We start from the raw sequence: 21174 nt of genomic DNA, 5'->3' as shown, positions 1-21174 counted from the left end.
CCGCCGTGCTGCGCCAGCGCCTCCTCGTCGCCCTCATCGCCATCCCCCTGCTCGCGGCCCTCATCCACCAAGGCGGGTGGATCTGGGCGGCGACGGTGGCCCTCGCCCTGGGGCTGGCCGCCTGGGAATACACCGGCCTGATCCGGCGCATCGGCTTCTCCCCCTCCCCGGGCTGGGTCGGGTTGATGATCCTGGGCTTCCTGATAGACGGGATGTTCTCCGCAGCCAGCCCCCGGCTGGCGGAGCTCACCCTGACCCTCGCGCCGCCCTTCGCCCTCGTGTGGTTCTGGTGGATCCGGCGCACAGAGCATCCCCTGATCGACTGGGCCTTCACCGCCGCCGGCGGGCTGTATCTGGGCTGGCTGGGGCGCTCCTTCGTCTGGCTCCGGAACCTCCCGGAGCCCTACGGCCGCGGATGGGTGGTCTTCGTCCTCTTCGTCACCTGGGGGGCCGACACCGCCGCCTACTTCGTCGGCCAGCGGTGGGGGCGACATCGCCTAGCGCCTCGTCTGAGCCCGGGCAAAACCTGGGAGGGGTTCCTCGGCGGCTGTATAGCCGGCCTCGTGGTGGGCGCTCTCCTGGGCCTTCTGATCGGGATCGGAGCCGGGCCCGGCGCCCTCCTCGGCCTGCTGGCCGGCAGCCTGGGGACCCTGGGGGATCTCTCGATCTCGGTCCTGAAGCGCCGGGCCGGGGTGAAAGACTCCGGGAACCTCTTCCCCGGGCACGGGGGCGTGCTGGACCGGCTGGACAGCCTGCTCTGGAATGCGATGATCGCATACCTATATGCTCACTGGATCCAGGGGTTTTAAGATGCGCGGCCTCCTGATCACCTTTGAAGGGCCGGAGGGATGCGGGAAGACCACCATGGCCCGCTGGCTGGCCGGCGTCCTGCAGGAGAAAGGGCTTCGGGTGCTGCTCACCCGGGAGCCCGGCGGGACCCCCGTGGGGGAGGCGATCCGGGAGCTGCTCCACGCCCATGAGCAGGCGGATATGACCGCCCGGGCGGAGGCCTTGCTCTTCTGCGCCGCCCGGGCCCAGCTGGTGGAGCGGGTCATCCGCCCCTTCCTGATGGCGGGAGGCATCGTCATCAGCGATCGCTACGCGGATTCCACCCTGGCCTATCAGGGCTACGGCCGGGGACTGGATCTGGAGGAGCTGCGCCGCCTGAACCGGTTCGCCACCGGCGGCCTGCAGCCGGACCTCACCTTCCTGCTGGACGTAGAGGTGGAACAGGGCCTGGCCCGCCGCCGGGCCTCCGGCGAGGCCTGGACCCGCCTGGACGCCATGGACCTGGCCTTCCATCAACGGGTGCGGGAGGGCTATCTCGCCCTGGCCGCCGCCGAGCCCGCCCGATGGGTGGTGATCGACGCCTCCCAGCCCATGGAGGCGGTGCAGGCGGCGATCCGCGCCCACCTGGCCGACCGCCTGGGCCTCCGCATCGAGTAGAATGAAGGCGAATCCCTTTCCCCATGAGGAAGCCGATGGGCGAGTTCGACCCCCGACGTCCTTCTCCCTTCACCGCGTGCGAGCGGCAGCCGGTGACCGATGCGGGCGCCCGGGGCGCCTCCATCCGGTGGATCATCGACACCCGACACGGCGCCCCGACCTACCGCCTGCGGGTCATCGAGCTGGAGCCGGGCGGCCACACCCCTCTCCATGCCCACTGGTTCGAGCACGAAAACTTCGTCCTCAGCGGGGAGGGGGAGGTGCAGATCGGCGATCAGGTGTATCCGATTCGGGCTGGGGATGTGGTGTTCGTGCCACCCCACGTAACGCATCAGTACCGCAACACCGGGCAGGAGCCCCTGCGGTTCCTGTGCGGCATCCCCGCCGAATGGGTCCGGGCAGCGCGGCCCGATGTGTATGGGGAGCCCGGGAAGGGGCCGCCCGAGGGCTGAGGAGAGCCCTGAGGAGGGCATCCCCTTCATCCCGGGATGTCCTTTGAAGCGCAACCCGAGGGCATAGGAGACCAAACCCTCAGGGGATTCGGAGCACCACCTTGCCGAAGACCCGCCGGTCCTCCAGGTCGCGATGGGCTTGCGCGGCCTCCTCCAGAGGGAACACGCGGTCGATGACCGGCTGGAAGATCCCCTGCTCCACCCGCTCCATCACCGCCTGGAAATCCGCCCGCGTGGCCCCGAAGGAGCCCAGGATCTCCGCCTCTTTATAAAACACCCCCCACAGATCCGTCTCGCCCCAGCGGCCGGTGGTGGAGCCGCAGAACACCAGGCGTCCTCGGAAGGCCAGGGAGGCCACGCTCTCCTTCCAGGTGTCCGAGCCCACGTGCTCGAAGACGATGTCCGCCCCGCGCCCGCCGGTGGCCTCCATCACCGCCAGGCTGAAGCGGGGCTGCTGGCGGTAGTTGATGAGCACGTCCGCCCCCAGGGCCCGCGCTTTCTCCAGCTTCTCCTCGCTGCTGGCGGTGGCGATCACCCGGCACCCGAAGTGCCGCGCGATCTGGATGGCGGCGGTGCCGATGCCGCTGCCGGCCGCCAGCACCAGCACCGTCTCCCCGGGCCGGATCCGCGCCCGGGACACCAGCATGTGCCAGGCGGTGCCGAAGGCCGCCTGGACCGCCGCCGCAGCCTCGTAGGAGATGTGGGGGGCCAGACGCATCAGGTTGGCGGCCGGGGCCACCACATACTCCGCGTAACCGCCCCAGCGATCCACCCCGATGATCTTGCGCTGCCGGCACAGGTTGTCCATGCCGGCCCGGCAGAACTCGCACGTCCCGCACACGATGAAGGCCCCTACCAGCACCCGATCCCCGACCCGCCATCCGGTCACCCCCTCCCCCAGGGCGACGATCTCCCCCGCCGGCTCCAGGCCCAATATATGGGGAAGCTTCGCCTTCCGCCCCTGGGCCCCGGCCCGGGTGTAAAGATCCAGATGGTTCAGACCGCACGCGTAAACCCGCACCAGCACCTCCCCCGGCCCCGGGACCGGGGTGGGCACTTCCTCCACCTGCAGCACCTCCGGACCTCCCCGCCGTCGCATCACCACCGCTTTCATCGGACCTCCTCAGAACGAATAGATGCGATGCTGTGAGGTAAACCGAAATTCATTTCGGTCCACATCAACCCTCGAAAAACACCCGAAGGAACCAGCGGGGATCCGGCTCGGAGGAGCCTGCGGGACCCCGGCGCTCCAGCTCGTGGAGCAGGCGCTGGGCGTCCTCCCGCAGGCGGGCGATGTCGATCCCCTGGCAGCGATCCGGGGCCCGGCGCAGATGGGCCAGCCCCCGCCGCAGCATCTTCAGCGCCCCAGCGTAATTGCCCCGCTGGATCTGATAGCAGGCCACGCCGATCTGCAGGATGCCCTGATAGATCTCCCGCACCGGCCGGCGCTCCGCCCGCCACACATGCTCCAGGATCTCATGTTGTTCGAAGTATTCTCCGGCGTTAAACCGCTCCAGGCCATGCCGCACCATCTCCGGCAGCGGCTCCTCGCAGCACGCCCACTCCCCGCTCATCTTCCCCCCTGCACCGGAGTCTGGATCCTTGCCCTATCCATCGATCCGACGGGGGACGATCACCAAGCCGGTCTCCAGATCTCCGATCCGCTCATAGCCCGCCGGGCCGTGGAACCAGACGTAGCCCGCGATGTAGGCGCAGAAAGCCGCATCCAGCTGATCCTCCCACGCCTTCCACATCCGTCGGGTCCCCCCGCGGGGCGGCTCGCGCCAGGGCTCCGGCCAGCGCACTGGAGGCCGGAAGGCCTCGAGGGTCAGCAGCCGCTGATGCCACCGTCGCAACGCCTGCGCCCATTGATCCCGGCCCAACCGTTTATACCGGAGGATCCGTCGCAGGCCAAACAGGACCACGGCGGCCGGATGGGGGAACACCTCCAGGACTGCGCGGACCGGGAGGCGGGGGGCTTCGGGAGGCTCCAGGATCAACCCCCGGGCGCATAAGGCTTGCCTCAGGGCCTCCCCTCGCAGCCCTCCGAAGGATCGCAGCCAGCGACGGTTGACCAGGTAGCCACCCGCGTGATGGCGGCCGAAGCGGGAGGCCAGGATCCGATCGCAGGGCCGGGAACCCGTCTCGTTGGGGACGATGAGGGGCGCGTCGATCCCGATCACACAGGGGGCGTCCAGATAAGGCTCCAGGAAGGCCAGGATCTCCGCATCGGCGCCCAGCTGCGCCTCCCAGGCCACCACCTCCCAGTGATCCTCCGCCCATCCCAACACCACCCCGGCGCTCGGGTTCCGGGGCGACCACGCTAAATCCAGCCCGATAGCCCACATCGCCGCGACCCTCCCGGGGGATCGCCACGCCCGCTGTCTGGACCTGCTCCTACTCTACCTTCACGGCCCGGGTAAAATGAACTCCATCGGAGCTTCGAATCCTGCGCCCGGGGAGGCGACCGATGACGACCCTGCTGGTGCGCCACGCGGAGGTGCTGGTGACCATGGACGACGCCCGGCGGCGGATCCCGGACGGGGGCCTCTTCGCCCGGGACGGCGTGATCGAACAGGTGGGGCGGACGGAGGAGCTGCCTCGGGAGGCGGACCTCGTCCTGGACGCCCGGGGGATGGTGGTGATCCCGGGCATGGTCAACACCCATCATCATCTCTATCAGACCCTCACCCGGGTCATCGCCCAGAACGCCAAGCTCTTCGACTGGCTGCGCACCCTGTATCCGATTTGGGCCCGCATGGACGCCGAGGCGGTCTACGTCAGCGCCCTGGTGGGGATGGCGGAGCTCCTCCGCTCCGGCTGCACCACCACCAGCGATCACCTGTATCTGTTCCCCAACGGGGCGAAGCTGGACGACGAGATCCGCGCGGCGCAGGAGATCGGGATCCGCTTCCATGCCACCCGTGGGGCCATGTCGCTGGGGGAATCCCGGGGCGGCCTCCCGCCGGACTCCGTGGTGGAGGATGAGGAGGCGATCCTGAAAGACATGCAACGGGTCATCGAGGCCTATCACGACCCGAAGCCCTACGCGATGTGCCGGGTGGCCCTGGCCCCGTGCTCCCCCTTCTCCGTCACCCCGGATCTCATGCGGGAGGCCGCGGCCATGGCCCGCCATTACGGGGTGATGCTCCACACGCACCTGGCGGAGACCCGGGACGAGGAGGAATACTGTCTGGCCCGGTTCGGCAAGCGCCCCGTGGCCTTCGCCGCCGATTTGGGCTGGGAAGGGCCCGATGTGTGGTTCGCCCACATGGTGCACGTGAATCGGGAGGAGATCGCCGCCCTGGCCCGCACGGGGGTGGGCGTCGCCCACTGCCCCACCTCCAACATGCGGCTGGCCTCCGGCGTCGCCCCAATCCGGGCGATGCTGGACCAGGGGGTGAAGGTCGGGCTGGGGGTGGATGGCAGCGCCAGCAACGATTCCTCTCATATGCTGGCGGAGGTCCGGCAGGCGATGCTCCTCCAGCGGGTGGCCCTGGAGCGGCCCGACGCCCTGACCGCGGAGGAGGCCCTGTGGCTGGCCACCCGGGGCGGCGCGGCGGTGCTGGGGCGGGATGACATCGGGCAGCTCGCGCCGGGGAAGGCCGCCGACTTCGCCGCGTGGCGGCTGGATCGTCTGGATTACGCGGGGGCCCTGCACGACCCGGTCGCCGCCCTGGTGCTCTGTCAGCCCCGCCCGGCCGATTGGGTGGTGGTCCAGGGCCGGGTGATCGTTCAGGAGGGGCACCTGCTCCCCGTAGAAGAAGGCCGCCTGATCGAACAGCACAACCGCATCGCCCGGCGCATCGTGCGGGGAGAGTAGGGATGCCCGAGCGATACGCGCACTTGCCTTCGGGAGCCGGGAAGCTCCTCCCGGCTCCTTATCCCGTCGGGGGAACGTGGCCTGAGGCCCAGTCCTCCAAGATCTCTTTCAATTTGTCCCCGCAACGATTCACAATAAGCCAGAGCCGCTTTCCCCGGAAGGGCAACGGCTGCTGGAGATGATGCACATTCGCGCTACGCATATGCCCACTATGGAGGATAAGGGCATGGACGTAAGCACGGGGTCCTCTGTTAAACTGAGCGAGATATCCCTCCAGGATCCGAAGGCCCGCCGCGATCTGATCCCGCTTATGGGGCTCCACCGCTCCCCGGGTGAGCTCCAACACGACAATCAGCAGCTGTCCCGGACGTTCCCAGAAAAGGAGAAAGTCTGGTCTCTTGCCGCCCTGCCCCTGCCGGAAGTCTGGGCATTGATCGCAATCCAGGATACGAAAAGCCGAGTCCTTCGGCCACTGGATGGAGCACTTAATGTTCCATCGTCGGGGAGTAGCTGTTAAACAACCGTGGGCATCGTGGTGCGTCAGCAGCCAGTTCAGGAAAGGATGCATGCCGAGCCCCTCGCACGCTATCCCTCCCCCAGCTCTACGGTCAGGGGGCCGGTCAGGCGATAGGTTTCCTCACCGATGGCCTCGGAGACGCGCACGAATTCATCCTCCGGGATGCCGAAGTCGGGCTCGATGCGGAGAGGTTGGATCTCGCTCCCGCGTCCGTCCTCCCGCATCCGGAACAGGTAGGCCCCCACCTCCTCCTCGCGGAGCAGATCCTTTTCGGTGAACCCCAGCTCCTTCCGGCGCGCGGGGTCCGCCCGGGAGGCCAGGATGTGATTGCTGACTTGATGAAGGATCAGGGGGCTATGGGTGGTGCAGAGGACCGTCACGCCGGCCCGCACCAGCCGCACCAGGGCCCGGGCGACCCGACGCTGGTTCTCCGGGTGCAGATGGGCCTCGGGCTCCTCGATGACCAGCATCCCTCCCGGCCGGAGCAGATACTTGATCCAGAGGACCAGGGGGGCGAGCTCCCCGACCGTGGAGGAGGCGCGTTGGATCGGGATCTCAAGTTTCTTCCGTTTTACCCGGGTTCGATAAACGATCTCAGGGACAGGCACCCCATCTGGATAGGAGAAATCCACCGTGCCCTTCAGAAGATCCCCTTCCAGCACCTCCAGGGCGCTTTGGAAAGGAGAGGCGCCTTCGCCCACCCGGGACCGTCGCCTCAGGCCCTCGGATGCCAGGCCCTCGGATGCGTGGATGAGCTCCTCCAGGAACTCTCCGATCAGGCCGGGCAGCGCCGGCACGCGGATCTCCTCAATGCCGGCCCAACGGGAGACCCGGCGCACAGCCTCAGCGGTTAGAGCTCGCCATCCCTGCAACACCCCCGAACGGGCCGCTGGGAGGTAGTAAGAGAAATTCGGCAAGCCAATCGCTTTGGTCACGGGAAACCGGACAATCGGTAGTTTGCCTGTAAGCACCTCTTCTTCATACTGCAACTCGATCTTAGCCAACCCCGAGGCGTTCACCTCAACTGACCAGCGAGATCCATTCCCTTTAAGAGAGGCCCACCAATTCTCCGAATCGCGACTGTAGACATAAACATGGGCCTTCTCTTCCGAAGCAAATCGGGAAATCAAATCCCGAAGATTCTTGCAATTGAAGTAGACATAAAGGCGATCAAGCATCTCTTCTTTCAGGTATTCTGATAGAAACTGAAATAGCATTTCTTGAATTGGGAGCGATATCTTCCTTTTGTCAAGGACCATCATGTTTGGAACTGTTCGAACAATAGAATGCGCCAGCGTGGCGGCGTAGGATTTCCCCGTGTTGTTAGGCCCGATGAAGAGCGTCAGAGGGCGCAGCTCGAAGGATCCCGAGGCGATCGGGCCGAAGTTCTCGATTTCGATGCGCAACCGCCCATGATCGGACATCGCTTTACACTCCTTTCCACCTGCCGGCCATATGGCTATCTTGAGTATAGCGCTGGTCTCTAAGGGAGAACTCCGGTTTTCTACGCGCCAACCCGGAAGGGATCTACCGGGAGCCCTGTCCGGATGCGGCGCCCATGCGGGCTTTCACGAAAGCGATCTCGTCCTCCCGAGTTTGCACCTCCCCATCCAGGCGAGCAGCCCGGAGGGCCCGCAGCATCTCCCCGATGGCTGGGCCCTCCGGCACGCCCAACCGGCGCAGGTCGTCCCCCCGCAGCAGCGGCCGGACTCCCCGCCAGACATGCGCATACCGGAACAGGTTATCGCGGGCCCGGCCGGGCGGCGCGGCCACCCATACCACAAAGAGGGCGATCAGGGGATACGGATCCAGATGCTCGGCGACGGTGCTGGGCTTGAGAGGCTCCGCGAGGCGCTCGAGCTTCCCCCGAACCTCCAGCACGGCCCGCAACGCCTCGGCCTCCCGGCCCGGGAAGCGCAGGCGGCGGATCCCCTGCTCCAGCTGGGCCGGGGTCAGCCGATAGGCCATCAGCCCCCACCCGGCCAGAACCCGCCAGCGATCCAACGGAGTCCCCTCCCGGGCCTGCCACTCCCCATCCTCCAGGGCCACGCGCATCGCGCGAAAGCGCTCCCGCAACCAATCATCCGCCCGGAGGCCCGGCATCACGAACGTCAGGGCCTTCCATTCCTCCAGCCGGGCCAGGATCCGCTCCGGCTCCGGCTCGGCCAGGATCAGCTCCATCTCGTGCCGGATCCGCTCGCCGCTCACCCGGGCCAGCAGATCCACCGCATGCTGGATGAGCTCCTCCGTCCGGGGTTCCACCCGGAAGCCCAGGCGGGCTTCCAGGCGGGCCGCCCGCAGGATCCGGGTAGGGTCCTCCACGAAGCTCAGGGAATGGAGGACGCGGATGAGGCCTCGTTGCAGGTCCTGCAGGCCCCCATAGAAATCGAGCAGCTCCCCGAAGCGATCGGGGTTCAGGCAGACCGCCAGGGTGTTGATGGTGAAATCGCGGCGGTGCAGGTCCTGCTTGATGGAGCTGGGCTCCACCTGGGGGAGCGCCGTCGGGTGGGCGTAGAACTCCCGGCGGGCGGTGACGAAGTCGATGGCCTTCAACCCCTCCACCGGCCCGGCCGGGGTGGTGATCACAGTCCCCTCCAGCAACCATTTGGCCGTCCCGAACCGCCGGTGGGCGACCACGCGTCCGCCGTAACGCGCCCGCATCGCGTCCGCCAGGGCGATGGCATCCCCCTCGACCACGATATCCACGTCCACGATGGGGTGGTTGAGGATGAGGTCGCGCACCAGCCCGCCGACGAAGTAAGCGGTGAAGCCCATGGCCTGGGCCGTGGCCCCGATCTCCCGCACCAGGGCCAGCCAGGGGGGCGGGAAGGCGGCCTCCATCGCCGAGGTCACGCTGAAGCGCGGGCGGACCTTCCGACGTTCCCCCCACAGCTGGATCAGGTCGGTGCGGGTGACGATGCCGACGACCTCGCCGTCCTCCACCACCGGGATCTGCCCCCAGCCGGTTTCGATCATCAGGCGCTGGACCTTCTCCACCGGGTCGGTGGGCAGGACGAACACCTCCCCTTTCTCCATCACCCGCTCCACCGGCTGGCCGCCCAGCCCGTGCTGCATGGCCCGATCCACCGCCCGCCGGGTCAGCAAGCCCACCACCCGCCCCTCGCGCACCACCGGGAAGCCCTCGTGGCCGGTGCGCTGCATCTCCTTCGCCGCCTCCCGGATGGGGAGATCCGGCGGGAACACCCGCACACCGCGGGACATGATCTCAGCCACCGTGACCGCCGGCCGGATGTGTCGGGGCAGGATCCGCACCAGCTCCTCCCGGATCTCCTCCAGGGAGCGGCCCCGGATCACCGCGGCGGCCGCGCGGGCGTGGCCCCCGCCCCCGAAGTGGGCGGCGACGCCGCCGGCGTCGATGTCGTCGGTAGTGGTGCGGCATACCAGCTGGACGTGCCCGTCGAACTCCACCAGCACGAAGAGGGCGGAGGGCTCGAAGAGGTCGCGCAGGCGATGGGCCACGCTGGAGACTTCCTCCAGGAAACCATCCGCCCGCGCGGCGGCGATGATCACCGTGTGCCCCTCCAGCTCCAGGGTCTGCGCGGACTCCAGCAGGCGATCATACAGGCGGCGCTGGGCCTCGGAGAGAGGATGGTGCAGGAACTCGCTGACCACGGCGAGATCCGCCCCCCGCTCCATCAGCCAGGCCGCCGCCCGCAGATCCCGCGGCGTGGTGGAAGGATAGGTGAGGGATCCGGTGTCCTCGTAGATCCCTAACAGCAAAAAAGTGGCCTCCACCCAGCTCAGGGCGATCCCCCGTTCAGCCAGCCCCTCCACCAGGAGCGTGGTGGTCGCCCCCACCGGCTCCCCGTGATAGGTCCAGCCCGGAGGCAGATCCCGGGCCAGGGGATGGTGGTCGATGATCTGCACCCGGGTCTGCGGCCCCATCCCCCGCACCGTGGCCATCGTCTGGGTGTCCACCAGGATCACCATATCCACCGGGCGGCGGATCAGCTCATCCGGGAGCATGAACGGCAGCTGGTCCCCGTAGAGGTTCAGGAAAGCCCGCACGTTCCGGTTCACCCGTCGGGGGAGCACCGGGATGGCCCGCGGGTAAAGCCGGGCCGCCGCCAGCTGGGCGGCCACGGCGTCGAAATCCGCGTTCTCATGGGTGAGGACCAGCGTCAAGCCCGTTTCCATAACCGTTTATGCTCACCCGCAAGACGTTGTGCCGATCCCGGCGATGGGACCGCCTCATCCGGAGGGCGCATCCCGCGGGCTCCCCGCCTTCAGGAGGCCGCGGGCGGGGTTCCCTGACGTCGGAAATGTTCGGCCATCGTCCGGACGTGATCCTCGATGGCCAGGAGCAGCTCGATCAGCTCCCCGGCTCCGTAGAGGAGCAACGCGTAGAGGAGCCCCGCCCCCAGCAAGAAAACTCCTTCCAGCGGAGAGGGCATTCGGAAGAAGCCGAGGCCTCCGGGGATCAGCGCCGAGCAGAGGGCGAGCCCGACCCCGATCCCCATCAGCAGGCCCGCCGCCCGCAACGCCCATGCGATCACCCGCAAGCTCATGAAGCGTCCCATTATGCGCCTCCTGCACGCCCGGCCCTGGAAAGATCGCGAGGCGATCCCGATTTGCCTTGCGCCTTTGAGGCGGCCGGCTCATCCGGTTCCGAACTGGCGGTCGCCCGCGTCCCCCAGGCCCGGCACGATGAAGCCGTGGGGGTTCAGATGGCTGTCCACCGCCGCCACATAAACCGGGACGTCGGGATGCGCTCCCCGGAAGCGCTCCAGCCCCTCCGGGGCGGCGATCAGGCCGACGAAGACGATATGGGGAACCCCCCAGCGCTTGACCATGTCCACCGCCGCCACCGCCGAGCCGCCGGTGGCCAACATCGGATCCAGGATGAAGCACCAGGTCACGGTGGGCTGGGCGGGCAGCCGGTTGTAATAGGCCACCGGTTGCAGGGTGCGCTCATCCCGGTAGAGGCCCAGATGCCAGACCTGGGCCTCGGGGAAGACCTGGAGGGCGCCCTCCACCATCCCCAGCCCGGCCCGCAGGATGGGCACCAGGCCCACCGCGCCCCGCAGCCGCTGCCCCCGCCCCTCCCCCATCGGGGTGCGCACCGGAACCTCCTCTACCTCCAGATCCCAGGTGGCCTCATACAGGAGGAGTGGGGTGATCTCCCGGAGCAGCTCCCGAAACCGCGGCGGGGGCGTCTGGAGATCCCGCAGCTCCGTCAGCTTGTGCTGAACCACCGGATGACGGATGATCCGCACCTGATCCATGGACGCCGTGCCTCCGAGGAAGTGAACGAATCTTTACTGCGGTCAGGGCGCGACGCGGAGATGCGGCGAGGGATCCAGGATGTCCCCGTAGGGGCCGTTCCGCGCCCCCTCTTTCTTGAGCATAAAGTGCACGAACCCCTCCGGACCCACGCGGCCCAGCATCCGGCCGGCCTGAACGAACTCCCCAGCGCGGACCACCAGGCTGCCGGGCATCAGGCGACCGTAGACCGTGACGTAAACGCCATCGGGCCTCCGGTGCTGGATCCGCACCTGGGTGCCATAAGGATGTTCAAGGCGATCCCCGGCCTGCAGGACCCAGCCGTCCGCCGCCGCATAAACCGGATCGCCCGGCCGGGCGGCGAAATCGATCCCCTCATGCCCGGGCAGACCCCACACGGCGAAGGCCGCCGGATCCGCCCCGAAGGGCCGCTGGATGAGGGGCGGCCGCACCGGAGGCTCCAGCCAACGGGAGGAGGCGTAGACCGGCAGGCCCTCCAGCGCCCCGGCCTCCACCTCCAGGTCCGCCCCGCGCACCCAGCCCGGATGGGCGGCGTCCGGGAAGGCGATCTGCACCCATTCCCCCTCTTCCGTCCGCCCCAGGGCCTCCCGCTCCGCCCCCGCCGCGAGCCATCCCACGACCGGCGATCCGGACTCTGGCGCCCGATGGACCGGGAGCACTCGGCGGGCGCGAACCCGCGGGGGAGCCCCGATCCAGATGGGGAGGGTCTCCGGGATCCCCCGCACGATGCGGGTGTAGGCGGCGGCAATCCATGCCCGGCCCCGCCCGCCGGGATCCCGGATCGCCCACCAGGCGCCGTCGGCGCTGCGTCCGATCACCTCCACCTCCACTCCGGCCTCCAGGCGGCCGACGATGGGGGCCGAACGGCTCGGACCGCTCCGGACGTTCAGACGGTCCGTCGTGACCACCCGGAGCCCCCGGCCCAGCCGGTCCCCCTGGGCGGCCCGTGCGTCCAGGATCCGCTGCAGGTGCTCCGGGGTGGGGGCGAACAGCACGTCCAGGAGGATGGAAGGACGACGCTGGCGGAGCCAGGCCGCGGTGTGCCCGGGACGTCCGTCCGGCAGGACCAGGGAGAGAAGGAGGGGATCCCCGGGGAGCGCCACCGCCTGCTCCGGATCCCATGCCCAGAGGACGCGGAAGCGCTCCACATAGAGGCGGGCGGCTTCCACCCACCGCCAATCCGCATCCGCTGGGAGCAACAGGACATGCCATACCGGTTTCATCGGCGATCCGAGTCCGGGATCGGCCTGCAGGCGGATCCCTCTCTTCCGAACAAGGCGGCGTCCGCTCCGTGCCGGAGGGCGTCAGGCCCCCGTTCGTCCTTGAAGCGCCGCATCCATCGGTGGGCGTTGATGATGCCACGGGGTGGCCTGCTCATAGGCGTAGGCGACGCGCAGGATCTTCTCCTCCCCCAGGGCAGGTCCCAGGATCTGCAACCCGATGGGCAGGCCTTCCCCATCGAAACCGCACGGGACGCTGATGCCGCAGATGCCGGCCAGGTTCGCGGTGATGGTGAAGATATCCGCGAGATACATCTGCAACGGGTCGGCGGTGCGCTCGCCCAGCCGGAAGGCCGTCGTGGGCGAGGTGGGGCAGACGATCACGTCCACCCGCTCGAAGGCCCGTTCGAAATCCTGCCGGATCAGCGTGCGCACCTTCTGGGCCTTCAGGTAGTAGGCATCGTAATAACCGGCGGACAGCGCATAGGTCCCCAGCATGATGCGCCGCTTGACCTCGGGCCCGAACCCGATCCCCCGGGTGAGGCGGTAAGTGTCCCAGATGGTCTCCCCCTGGATCCGCAGGCCGTATTTGACGCCGTCGTAGCGGGCCAGGTTCGCCGAGGCCTCCGCCGGGGCGATCATATAGTAAGTCGGCAGGGCGTAGCGGGTATGGGGCAGGGAGACCTCGATCACCTCCGCTCCCAGCTCGGCCAGGACCTCAATGGCCTCCCGGACGGCCCGCTCCACCTCCGGCTGCATCCCGGGGATGAAATACTCCGGGGGAACCCCGATCCGCATCCCCCGAAGATCCGGGATCAGGGCCTGGGTGTAATCCGGGACGGGCGCCGGCCATGAGGTGGCGTCCCGCGGGTCCGGCCCCGCGATGATCTGCAACAACAGCGCCGCATCCCGCACGTCCTTGGTGATGGGCCCGATTTGATCCAGGGAGGAGCCATAGGCCACCAGGCCGTAGCGGGAGACCCGGCCGTAGGTGGGCTTGAGGCCCACCACGCCGCATAGCGCGGCCGGCTGGCGGACGGAGCCGCCGGTGTCGGTGCCCAGGGCCCCGGCGCAGAGGTCGGCCGCCACCGCCGCCGCACTGCCCCCGGAGGATCCCCCGGGCACCCGCTCGGGGTTCCAGGGGTTGCGGGTGGGCCCGAAGGCGGAGTTCTCCGTGGAGGAGCCCATGGCGAACTCATCGGTGTTGGTCTTCCCCAGGAAGACCGCCCCGGCCTCCCGCAGCCGGGCCACCGCGGTGGCCTCATAGGGTGGGATGAAGTTCTCCAGGATTCGGGAGCCGCAGGTGCAGCGCACCCCTCGCACGCAGATCACGTCCTTGATGGCCAGGGGGATCCCGTTGAGCAGCGGGAGCGGCGTCGAAGGATCCCGCCGCCAGGCCGCCCAGCGGGCGTCCGCCTCCCGGGCCTGGGCAAGGGCTTCCTCCGGCGTCACCGTGAGGTAGGCGTGCAGGAGGGGATCGAGGGCCTCGATGCGATCGAGATACGCCCGGGTGACCTCCACCGCGGAGATCTCGCCGCGCCGCAGATGCTCCAGGGTCTCGTGAATCGTCCACCGCCAGGGGGCCACGGCCTGCCTCCTCAGTCGAACTCCAGGATCGGCTGCACCTGAAAACATCCGTCCGCCTGGGCGGGGGCGTTCCGAAGCAGCTCCTCCCGGGGCATCGGCTCCCCCGGCTCATCGGGCCGGAAGACATTGCGGATCGGCAGGACGGTGGCCGTCGGCGGGATCCCCGAGGTGTCCACCTCCTGCAGCTGGCGGAAATACTCCAGGATGGCGGAGAGCTGTTCCGCGTAGAGGGTCTTTTCTTCTTCCGTCAGGGCCAGCTTGGCCAGCTCGGCGATGTGCTCCACTTCCTCCCGGGAGATCGGCATGATTGCCTCCAGCGCCCATCGCAGATCAAGGGCCTGATTCCGGATCAGCCAGCTGCCTTCACTGAATTATAGTGCAGCGCGATCCGTCGCTTCAGGCCGGAGGAGCGGTGAGGCTCGGGGTCAGGGCCGGGTATAGAGCTCCGGCTCCCGGACCAGCCCGCGCATGCCGAGGGTGGCCAGGCCGCCCACCGCCACCATCAGGAGGCCGGCCCCCAGGAGCACCGGGCGAGGCCCCCACAACTGCCCGAAGAGCCCGGCGCTCCCCTGGGCCAGGGCCAGGGCCCCGTTGACCGAGAGGTTGATCAGGCTGTCCACCCGCCCGCGCAGGCTATCCGGGGTCAACTGTTGCATCAGGGTGGCCAGCCCGGCCCGGGCGATCACCACGCACAACCCCATCGCCAGGGCAGCGATCAGGACGAAGGCGAAGGTCTGGGCCTGACTGAAGAGCACGGTGGCCAGGCCGGCGGCCGCCAGGGCCAACCCCACTGCCCGGTGCGGGGGAAGCCAGCGGCCCAGCAGCGGCATCCCGCCCAATCCCAGCGCCAGGCCCACGCCCATCATCGCCATCGTCCACCCGAAGCCTCCCGCTCGCACGTTCAGGACCTCCGCCAGGAAGGCCAGGCCGAGGACCTGGACCGTCCCGATCCCCACGGTGGCGAAGGGAGTGATGGCCGTCACCCGGCGGAGCGCCCGTTGCTCCCAGACGAAGCGAAGGCCCTCTAACAGATCCCGGCCGGGGGAGTTCTGCAGGGCAGGCTGGGGGCGATTGACGGCCGGCGGCAGGCGGATAAAGGCCAGGCTGAGGGCGGAGATCAGGAAGGTGAGGCTGTCCAGAACGAAGGCTGCGTAGGGGCCGAAGCGATCCACGAAGAAGCCGGCTGAGATCCCTCCCACGATCAGGGCCAGGATGTAGCTGGCCTGGAGCACCGCGTTGGCCTGAAGCAGGTGGGCCGACGGGACCAGGGCGGGGAGCACGGCGTTGCGGGCGGGGTAGAAGAAAAGCCCGGCGATGGCCAGGGCCGAGGCCAGCGGATACATCCGCCACAGATCGGCGTTCGTCTGCACCGTCAGCGCGCCCAGGACGATCAGGGCGCGGGCGATGTCCGAGCCGATCAGCACGAAGCGGCGGGGCCATCGATCCACGAAGACCCCGCCCCACAGCCCGAAGAGGATCTGAGGGACGGTGATGGCCAGGGCCAGCCCCCCGAAGGCCGCCCGGGAGTCCGTCAGGCGGTTCAGGAGGCTCAGGCCGGCGATAAACAGGAACTGATCGCCCACCTGCGAGAGGAACTGGCCCAGCCAGAGCAGAGTGAACGACCCCCCGAAGGGCCAGAGCGCCCGCCCCTTCCGCCAGAGCGTCCGGGCCGACATCACAGCGGCAGCTCATACATGCGGTAGATCTTATACAGCCGCCCGCCCATCGTCCGGATGTCCCGGTTCATCATCAGGTTGTTCTCCAGGATCCAGGACATCTCCGCGCGCCGGTAGCCCTTGGGCAGAGCCGCCTTCGCTGTCTCGTAGTAAAACAGGGCGCTCACCCCCTGGGCGCGCCAGCTCTCCACCACCCCCATGGCCAGCACGCGGATGGTGTCCACCACCCGGCGCACTTTCCAGTAGTAAAGAAGCTTAATCAACGTCCACCACTCCGGCACCCCGGGCCGCGGGTAGGCTTTGCGCAGGGCCTGGTTCAGATCCGGCAGGGTCAAGGAGAAGCCGATGGGCTCGTCATCGACCTCGGCGATGAACACCAAATCCGGGTCCACGAAGCGGATCAGCTGGGCCGCCATGTGCTCGATCTCCGCGTCCGTCAGCGGCACGAAACCCCAGTTCCGCTCCCAGGCGGAGTTGTAGACTTTCTTGATGCGATCCAGCTCCTCCCGGAAGCGCCGGATGTTCCCCGGGCGAACCCGGAACTTCGCCCGGCTCTTCAGCTTCTCCACCACCCGGACCAGCTTCTCCGGCCAGTTGAAGACCTCCACCGTGAGCTCATAGGCATAGAGGTCCATCGCCTTCTGAAAGCCGAAGCGCTCGATGAAGTCCCGATAATAGGGAGGGTTGTAAGCCATCAGGATGCGCGGGGGATCGTCGAAGCCCTCGATGAGGAGGCCGCACTCCTCGTTGGTGCTGAAGGTGGCCGGGCCCCGCAGGGCCGTCATCCCCCGCTCCCGGACCCAGTCCCGGGCGGTGGCCAGCAACGCATGGGCAGCCTCCCTGTCCGGCAGCACCTCGAAGGCCCCGAAGAACCCCACCTGCTCGTTGTGGAAAGCGTTGTGCTGGTGGTTGATAAGGGCGGCGATGGTGCCCACCGGCTCTCCATCCCGCCGGGCCATGAAAAGGGCCACCTCCGCGTGCTGATAGAAGGGGTTCCGCTGCGGGTCGAAGAAGGCCATCCGCTCGCTGATCAGCGGAGGCACCCAGTGAGGATCGTTCCGGTAAACCCGCCAGGGGAAAGTCACGAAAGCCCGGCGCTCCGCCGTTGTCCGGCATTCCTGGATGGTCAGCATACCGGCTCGGCTCCTCCACAGGATGCAAGGCGCGGAGGCGGACGTTGCCCTCAGGCCAGGAAGGGCAAGGCCCGGGGGAGGAGGCGGAAGGCCGCGGGAGCCTCCCCGATGAGCTCCCCCTCCGCCTGCAGGAACATCCGCTCCTGGGCTTCCACATGGACCTCCCGGGCGCGCCGCCAGGTGATCTTCGGATGCGTCAGATGGGTTCCCCGATACACCCGGGGGAGGTTCCAGACGATCTCCCCCTTCCCGAGATCTCCCAGCACGATGACGTCGAACCAGCCATCGTCGACAGCGGCCTGAGGGGCGATGAACATCCCGCCCCCGAAGTAACGACCGTTGCAGACCAGCACCGAGTTCATCCGTCCGGCGCGCTCCTCTCCGTCCAGACGGAGGCGGACGGTTTTGTTCTGATACAGGAGGAGCGTGAGGAAGAGATAGACCAGATAGGTGCCGGTGGCGCCGAAAGCCTTGATCCCCCGGTTGGTGCGATCGGCCACCTCCCCATCGAAGCCCAGGCCGGCGGCGTTGACGAAATAACGGGTGACGGTCTCCCCGGCCCGCCGGCAGGTCACCTGCCCCACGTCCACCCAGTGCACCCGCCCCTCCCGCAACCGGAGGGCCGCCGCCACCGGGTCCCGGGGCAGCCCGAAGGTGCGGACGAAGTCGGAGCCGGTGCCCAAGGGGAGCATGCCCAGGCGGATCCGCTGCATCCGCTCGGGATCCTCCAACGGGAGGCCGTTGAGGATCTCGTGGAGGGTTCCATCGCCGCCCACCCCCACCACGGTGGTGAACCCGGCTTCGATCCCCTGACGAGCCAGGACCGTGGCGTGGCCCGGCTCCTGGGTGAAGACGACCTCCATCCGGATCCCCTCCACGCGCAGGCGGGCCTCCAGCCCGCCCCACCGGCGCCCGGTGCGGCCGTTGCCAGCCACCGGGTTCACGATCACCCACCAGCGCTCCTCCACTGCCCCTCGCTCCGATGATGATTTGGCTCACCGATTGAAATCGGCCCCTCAAGGCGCTCCGCGCCAGGCGCCGGCCTCCGCCGACGCAGGACCTCCTTTCGGTCGGCGCAGGCCGACCGTTGGCCGGAGGCCCCTTGAGGCCGAATTCATTCGGCGCTCCGCGCCAGGCGCCGGCCTCCGCCGACGCAAAGGACAACCTCCCGGTCGGCACAGGCCGACCGCCGGCCGAAGGCTTTCACGCCGATTGAAATCGGCCTTCAGAGGCGCTTTGCGCCAGGCGTCGGCCTCCGCCGACGCAGGGCCTCCTTTCGGTCGGCGCAGGCCGACCGTTGGCCGGAGGCCCCTTGAGGCCGAATTCATTCGGCACACCCCGCGCCAAGCGTCGGCCTCCGCTGACGCAGGACATCCTTTCGGTCGGCGCAGGCCGACCGTTAGCCGGAGGCCTCTCGAGGCCGAATTCATTCGGCGCCCAGGCCGACCATCGGCCGAAGGCCTCTCAGGTCGAACCCATTCGGCGCGCTCCATCCCGGGCGTTGACGGCCTGGGGAGGCCATGGTATGCTCAGAGCGGTAAATCCTCAAGCCGTGGAGCGGCTCCGATGGCCAGGTCCCGCACCGAGCTGATCGTGCAACGACTGAAGGACCTCCAGGCCAGCACGCCGGACATCGAGGCCTCGGCCCTGGTTTCCGTGGATGGGTTGATCATCGCCTCCGCGCTCCCCCGGGATGTGGAGGAAGATCGGGTCTCCGCCATGTCCGCGGCCATGCTCTCCCTGGGGGAGCGGATCGCCAGCGAGCTGGGGCGAGGGACCCTGGATCAGGTTTATGTGCACGGCTCCAACGGCTACGTGATCCTGATGGCCGTGGGCCAGGAGGCCGTGCTCACCGTCCTGGCCCGGGAGAACGCCAAGCTGGGCCTGGTGTTCCTGGACATGCGCCGGGCAGCCCAGGATCTGGCCAAACTGATGGGGTGAACCGGCGATGGGATCCGGAAGCTCACGTCGATGGGGAGCGGCCCAACAGCCCTCCCCATCGACGTTTATAGGGGCCTGGGAGGAGGAAGCGATGACCAAATACATCTTCTGCACCGGCGGCGTGGTGAGCAGCGTGGGCAAGGGCGTGGCGGCGGCGGCCCTGGGCCGGGTGCTCAAGGCCCGGGGGCTCCGGGTGACCATGCAGAAGCTGGACCCTTACATCAACGTGGACCCAGGGACCATGAACCCCTTCCAGCACGGGGAGGTCTTCGTCACCGAGGACGGCGCGGAGACGGACCTGGACCTGGGGCATTACGAGCGGTTCATCGATGAGAACCTGACCCGGGCGAGCAACGTCACCACCGGCCAGATCTATGCGGAGGTGATCGCCAAGGAGCGCCGGGGCGACTACCTGGGCGGCACCGTCCAGGTCATCCCTCACATCACCAACGAGATCAAGCGGCGCATCGGGCTGGTGGCCAAAGCCCACCAAAACCCCGACGTGGTGATCGTGGAGGTGGGCGGCACGGTGGGCGACATCGAGGGCCTCCCCTTCCTGGAGGCCATCCGGCAGATGCGACGCGATGTCGGCCGGGACAACGTCCTTTACATCCACGTGACCTGGCTCCCCTACATCGGCGCCACCGGCGAGTTGAAGACCAAGCCCACCCAGCACAGCGTCAACACCCTGCGCAGCGTGGGCATCCAGCCCGACGCCATCATCGCCCGGGCCGATCACCCCGTCCCGGATAGCCTGCGGGAGAAGATCGCCCTGTTCTGCGACGTGGACCTGCGGGCGGTGATCCCGCTGCCCACGGCGAAGATCCTCTATGAGGTCCCCCTGATGTTGGAGGAAGCCGGGCTGGGGGATTTCGTGGTGGAACGCCTGAGCCTGCCGGCCCGCGAGCCGGACTGGACGGAGTGGTCCCGCATGGTCAGCGAGATGCGCCGCCCCAAGGAGAAGCTGCCCATCGCCCTGGTCGGCAAATACGTGGACCTCCACGATGCCTACATCAGTGTGCGCGAGGCCCTCATCCACGCGGGGGTGGCCCATGGGGTGGACGTGCAGATCGAGTGGATCGCGGCGGAGGATCTGGAGCACGGCCGTGGCTGGGACCGCCTGCAGCGCGTCCACGGGATCGTCGTGCCGGGCGGGTTCGGCTATCGGGGGGTGGAGGGGAAGATCCTGGCGGCCCGCTACGCCCGAGAGAACCGGATCCCCTACCTGGGTCTGTGCCTGGGAATGCAGGTGATGGTGATCGAGCTGGCCCGCTACGCCCTGGGCTCCGACGAGCCCAACAGCACGGAATTCAACCCCCACACCCGCTACCCGGTGATCGACCTGCTGCCCGAGCAGCGGGACATCACGGACCTGGGGGGGACGATGCGGCTGGGAGCCTATCCCTGCGTGCTGGTGCCGGGGACCCGGGCGGCCCAGGCCTACGGGGTGGATCTGGTCTACGAGCGGCACCGGCACCGCTTCGAGTTCAACAACGCCTATCGGGATCTCCTGCAGCGGGCGGGGCTGGTGCTGAGCGGCCTCTCCCCTGACGGCCGGCTGGTGGAGATCGTGGAGCTGGCCGATCACCCGTTCATGCTGGGGACCCAGTTCCACCCGGAGTTCAAGAGCCGGCCCAACCGCCCGCACCCGCTGTTCAAAGCCTTCATCGCCGCCGCGGCCGCCCGCCTGGATTAACGGGGCCGGACGCCGGGATCCGTCCTTTCCTCCTCACACGCCCGAAGGCGTGCTCGCAGATCCGCGTTGGCGTCCCGCAACGTCCGAAGCTCGGCCTCCAGACCGCTGAGCCGCAGCTCCAGGGCCTGCACCGTCTTCAGGAGCGTGAAAGCGCGATAGCGCATGACGGCAAGCTCCGCTTGAAGCCGCAGCGGATCCCTTCGCGGATCCTCCGAGGCCTCAAGGGGCTCACGATTCGCGCGTTCGCGGAGCACCCCCATCCCTTCGATCAAGGCGATGCGGGCGATCTCCTCCGGGCTCCGCCCATAAGAGTCCGCCAGGGCGTGCAACTCCTCGACGGTCTCGGAGAGCAGAGGGATCGAAAGCGTGACGATGCGAGCGTCCGGGAAAAACGTCCTCTCAAAATCCTCCAACATCC

Annotated in this window: 20 protein-coding genes; 6 read left to right on the top strand and 14 right to left on the bottom strand. The window is 68.2% G+C overall.

What is annotated here, in order from left to right:
- Positions 1–5 precede the first annotated feature (5 nt).
- From KNN16_RS14790 to KNN16_RS14780, 3 genes are read left to right on the top strand one after another with little or no spacing between them, the layout of a single operon-like run.
- The gene (locus KNN16_RS14790; RefSeq protein ID WP_299283502.1) at positions 6–809 is read left to right on the top strand and encodes a phosphatidate cytidylyltransferase; all 804 of its coding nucleotides are present in this window, start codon (positions 6–8) and stop codon (positions 807–809) included.
- 1 nt (position 810) lies between these two features.
- On the top strand, positions 811–1446 hold the full coding sequence (gene tmk / locus KNN16_RS14785; protein WP_303897859.1) for a dTMP kinase: 636 nt from the start codon (positions 811–813) through the stop codon (positions 1444–1446).
- Positions 1447–1481: 35 nt separating this feature from the next.
- Positions 1482–1898: a cupin domain-containing protein gene (locus tag KNN16_RS14780; protein ID WP_299283506.1), complete on the top strand. Its 417-nt coding sequence runs from the start codon at positions 1482–1484 to the stop codon at positions 1896–1898.
- A gap of 79 nt (positions 1899–1977) precedes the next feature.
- Here KNN16_RS14780 and KNN16_RS14775 read toward each other — a convergent pair whose 3' ends face one another.
- The 3 genes from KNN16_RS14775 to KNN16_RS14765 form a co-directional block, all read right to left on the bottom strand.
- Positions 1978–3012 carry a zinc-binding dehydrogenase gene (locus tag KNN16_RS14775; RefSeq protein ID WP_303897857.1) on the bottom strand — a complete coding sequence of 345 codons (1035 nt, stop codon included), beginning with the start codon at positions 3010–3012 and terminating at the stop codon, positions 1978–1980.
- Positions 3013–3076: 64 nt separating this feature from the next.
- Entirely contained in the window at positions 3077–3472 is a 396-nt protein-coding gene (locus KNN16_RS14770) for a DUF309 domain-containing protein (RefSeq protein WP_303897855.1), read from the bottom strand.
- A gap of 33 nt (positions 3473–3505) precedes the next feature.
- Positions 3506–4246, bottom strand: a complete 741-nt coding sequence (locus KNN16_RS14765) for a DUF429 domain-containing protein (RefSeq protein ID WP_303897853.1) — start codon at positions 4244–4246, stop codon at positions 3506–3508.
- Between the two features lie 122 nt (positions 4247–4368).
- On the opposite strand from KNN16_RS14765, the gene KNN16_RS14760 reads away from it, so the two are divergent.
- Positions 4369–5721, top strand: coding sequence for an 8-oxoguanine deaminase (locus tag KNN16_RS14760; RefSeq protein WP_303897852.1), 1353 nt, complete (start codon positions 4369–4371; stop codon positions 5719–5721).
- A gap of 585 nt (positions 5722–6306) precedes the next feature.
- On the opposite strand, the gene KNN16_RS14755 is transcribed toward KNN16_RS14760, so the two are convergent.
- The 10 genes from KNN16_RS14755 to KNN16_RS14710 all read right to left on the bottom strand — a co-directional run bounded on the left by KNN16_RS14755 (position 6307) and on the right by KNN16_RS14710 (position 18087).
- Positions 6307–7173 (bottom strand): AAA family ATPase, encoded by an 867-nt coding sequence (locus tag KNN16_RS14755; protein ID WP_303897851.1) that lies wholly within the window; start codon positions 7171–7173, stop codon positions 6307–6309.
- Positions 7174–7765: 592 nt separating this feature from the next.
- Positions 7766–10396 carry a CBS domain-containing protein gene (locus KNN16_RS14750; protein ID WP_303897849.1) on the bottom strand — a complete coding sequence of 877 codons (2631 nt, stop codon included), beginning with the start codon at positions 10394–10396 and terminating at the stop codon, positions 7766–7768.
- An 89-nt stretch (positions 10397–10485) separates the two neighbouring features.
- On the bottom strand, positions 10486–10779 hold the full coding sequence (locus KNN16_RS14745; protein WP_299283522.1) for a hypothetical protein: 294 nt from the start codon (positions 10777–10779) through the stop codon (positions 10486–10488).
- 78 nt (positions 10780–10857) lie between these two features.
- On the bottom strand, positions 10858–11484 hold the full coding sequence (gene upp, locus KNN16_RS14740; protein ID WP_303897848.1) for a uracil phosphoribosyltransferase: 627 nt from the start codon (positions 11482–11484) through the stop codon (positions 10858–10860).
- A 42-nt stretch (positions 11485–11526) separates the two neighbouring features.
- Positions 11527–12726, bottom strand: coding sequence for an SH3 domain-containing protein (locus tag KNN16_RS14735; RefSeq protein WP_303897846.1), 1200 nt, complete (start codon positions 12724–12726; stop codon positions 11527–11529).
- 81 nt (positions 12727–12807) lie between these two features.
- On the bottom strand, positions 12808–14310 hold the full coding sequence (gene gatA, locus KNN16_RS14730) for an Asp-tRNA(Asn)/Glu-tRNA(Gln) amidotransferase subunit GatA (protein WP_303897844.1): 1503 nt from the start codon (positions 14308–14310) through the stop codon (positions 12808–12810).
- Between the two features lie 11 nt (positions 14311–14321).
- Complete coding sequence (gene gatC, locus KNN16_RS14725) at positions 14322–14618, bottom strand: Asp-tRNA(Asn)/Glu-tRNA(Gln) amidotransferase subunit GatC (protein ID WP_366972150.1); 297 nt, start codon at positions 14616–14618, stop codon at positions 14322–14324.
- Between the two features lie 117 nt (positions 14619–14735).
- Positions 14736–15986, bottom strand: a complete 1251-nt coding sequence (locus tag KNN16_RS14720; RefSeq protein WP_303897842.1) for an MFS transporter — start codon at positions 15984–15986, stop codon at positions 14736–14738.
- Positions 15986–17119, bottom strand: coding sequence for a GNAT family N-acetyltransferase (locus tag KNN16_RS14715; protein WP_303897840.1), 1134 nt, complete (start codon positions 17117–17119; stop codon positions 15986–15988). Before KNN16_RS14715 ends, KNN16_RS14720 begins: the two co-directional genes overlap by 1 nt.
- Positions 17120–17169: 50 nt before the next feature.
- The gene (locus tag KNN16_RS14710) at positions 17170–18087 is read right to left on the bottom strand and encodes a diacylglycerol kinase family protein (protein WP_303897838.1); all 918 of its coding nucleotides are present in this window, start codon (positions 18085–18087) and stop codon (positions 17170–17172) included.
- Positions 18088–18685: 598 nt separating this feature from the next.
- Here KNN16_RS14710 and KNN16_RS14705 point away from each other — a divergent pair.
- Positions 18686–19060 carry a roadblock/LC7 domain-containing protein gene (locus KNN16_RS14705; RefSeq protein WP_088570686.1) on the top strand — a complete coding sequence of 125 codons (375 nt, stop codon included), beginning with the start codon at positions 18686–18688 and terminating at the stop codon, positions 19058–19060.
- Between the two features lie 91 nt (positions 19061–19151).
- The gene (locus KNN16_RS14700) at positions 19152–20756 is read left to right on the top strand and encodes a CTP synthase (protein ID WP_303897835.1); all 1605 of its coding nucleotides are present in this window, start codon (positions 19152–19154) and stop codon (positions 20754–20756) included.
- On the opposite strand, the gene KNN16_RS14695 is transcribed toward KNN16_RS14700, so the two are convergent.
- Positions 20753–21172: a hypothetical protein gene (locus KNN16_RS14695; protein WP_303897833.1), complete on the bottom strand. Its 420-nt coding sequence runs from the start codon at positions 21170–21172 to the stop codon at positions 20753–20755. The two genes, KNN16_RS14700 and KNN16_RS14695, sit on opposite strands and share 4 nt — an antisense overlap.
- Positions 21173–21174: the final 2 nt, after the last annotated feature.

This window comes from Thermoflexus hugenholtzii, from assembly GCF_018771565.1.
In the GTDB taxonomy this organism is placed as follows: Bacteria; Chloroflexota; Anaerolineae; order Thermoflexales; family Thermoflexaceae; genus Thermoflexus; species Thermoflexus hugenholtzii_A.
Note: the sequence above shows the minus strand (reverse complement) of the source record. Positions and strands in the feature narration are given on the sequence as shown.

Bases quoted from the DNA above. Each gene is read 5' to 3' on its own strand.
- tmk (WP_303897859.1), top strand. From the start codon at position 811: ATGCGCGGCCTCCTGATCACCTTTGAAGGGCCGGAGGGATGCGGGAAG.
- KNN16_RS14780 (WP_299283506.1), top strand. From the start codon at position 1,482: ATGGGCGAGTTCGACCCCCGACGTCCTTCTCCCTTCACCGCGTGCGAG.
- KNN16_RS14775 (WP_303897857.1), bottom strand. From the start codon at position 3,012: ATGAAAGCGGTGGTGATGCGACGGCGGGGAGGTCCGGAGGTGCTGCAG.
- KNN16_RS14770 (WP_303897855.1), bottom strand. From the start codon at position 3,472: ATGAGCGGGGAGTGGGCGTGCTGCGAGGAGCCGCTGCCGGAGATGGTG.
- KNN16_RS14765 (WP_303897853.1), bottom strand. From the start codon at position 4,246: ATGTGGGCTATCGGGCTGGATTTAGCGTGGTCGCCCCGGAACCCGAGC.
- KNN16_RS14760 (WP_303897852.1), top strand. From the start codon at position 4,369: ATGACGACCCTGCTGGTGCGCCACGCGGAGGTGCTGGTGACCATGGAC.
- KNN16_RS14750 (WP_303897849.1), bottom strand. From the start codon at position 10,396: ATGGAAACGGGCTTGACGCTGGTCCTCACCCATGAGAACGCGGATTTC.
- KNN16_RS14745 (WP_299283522.1), bottom strand. From the start codon at position 10,779: ATGGGACGCTTCATGAGCTTGCGGGTGATCGCATGGGCGTTGCGGGCG.
- upp (WP_303897848.1), bottom strand. From the start codon at position 11,484: ATGGATCAGGTGCGGATCATCCGTCATCCGGTGGTTCAGCACAAGCTG.
- KNN16_RS14735 (WP_303897846.1), bottom strand. From the start codon at position 12,726: ATGAAACCGGTATGGCATGTCCTGTTGCTCCCAGCGGATGCGGATTGG.
- KNN16_RS14720 (WP_303897842.1), bottom strand. From the start codon at position 15,986: ATGTCGGCCCGGACGCTCTGGCGGAAGGGGCGGGCGCTCTGGCCCTTC.
- KNN16_RS14715 (WP_303897840.1), bottom strand. From the start codon at position 17,119: ATGCTGACCATCCAGGAATGCCGGACAACGGCGGAGCGCCGGGCTTTC.
- KNN16_RS14705 (WP_088570686.1), top strand. From the start codon at position 18,686: ATGGCCAGGTCCCGCACCGAGCTGATCGTGCAACGACTGAAGGACCTC.
- KNN16_RS14700 (WP_303897835.1), top strand. From the start codon at position 19,152: ATGACCAAATACATCTTCTGCACCGGCGGCGTGGTGAGCAGCGTGGGC.
- KNN16_RS14695 (WP_303897833.1), bottom strand. From the start codon at position 21,172: ATGTTGGAGGATTTTGAGAGGACGTTTTTCCCGGACGCTCGCATCGTC.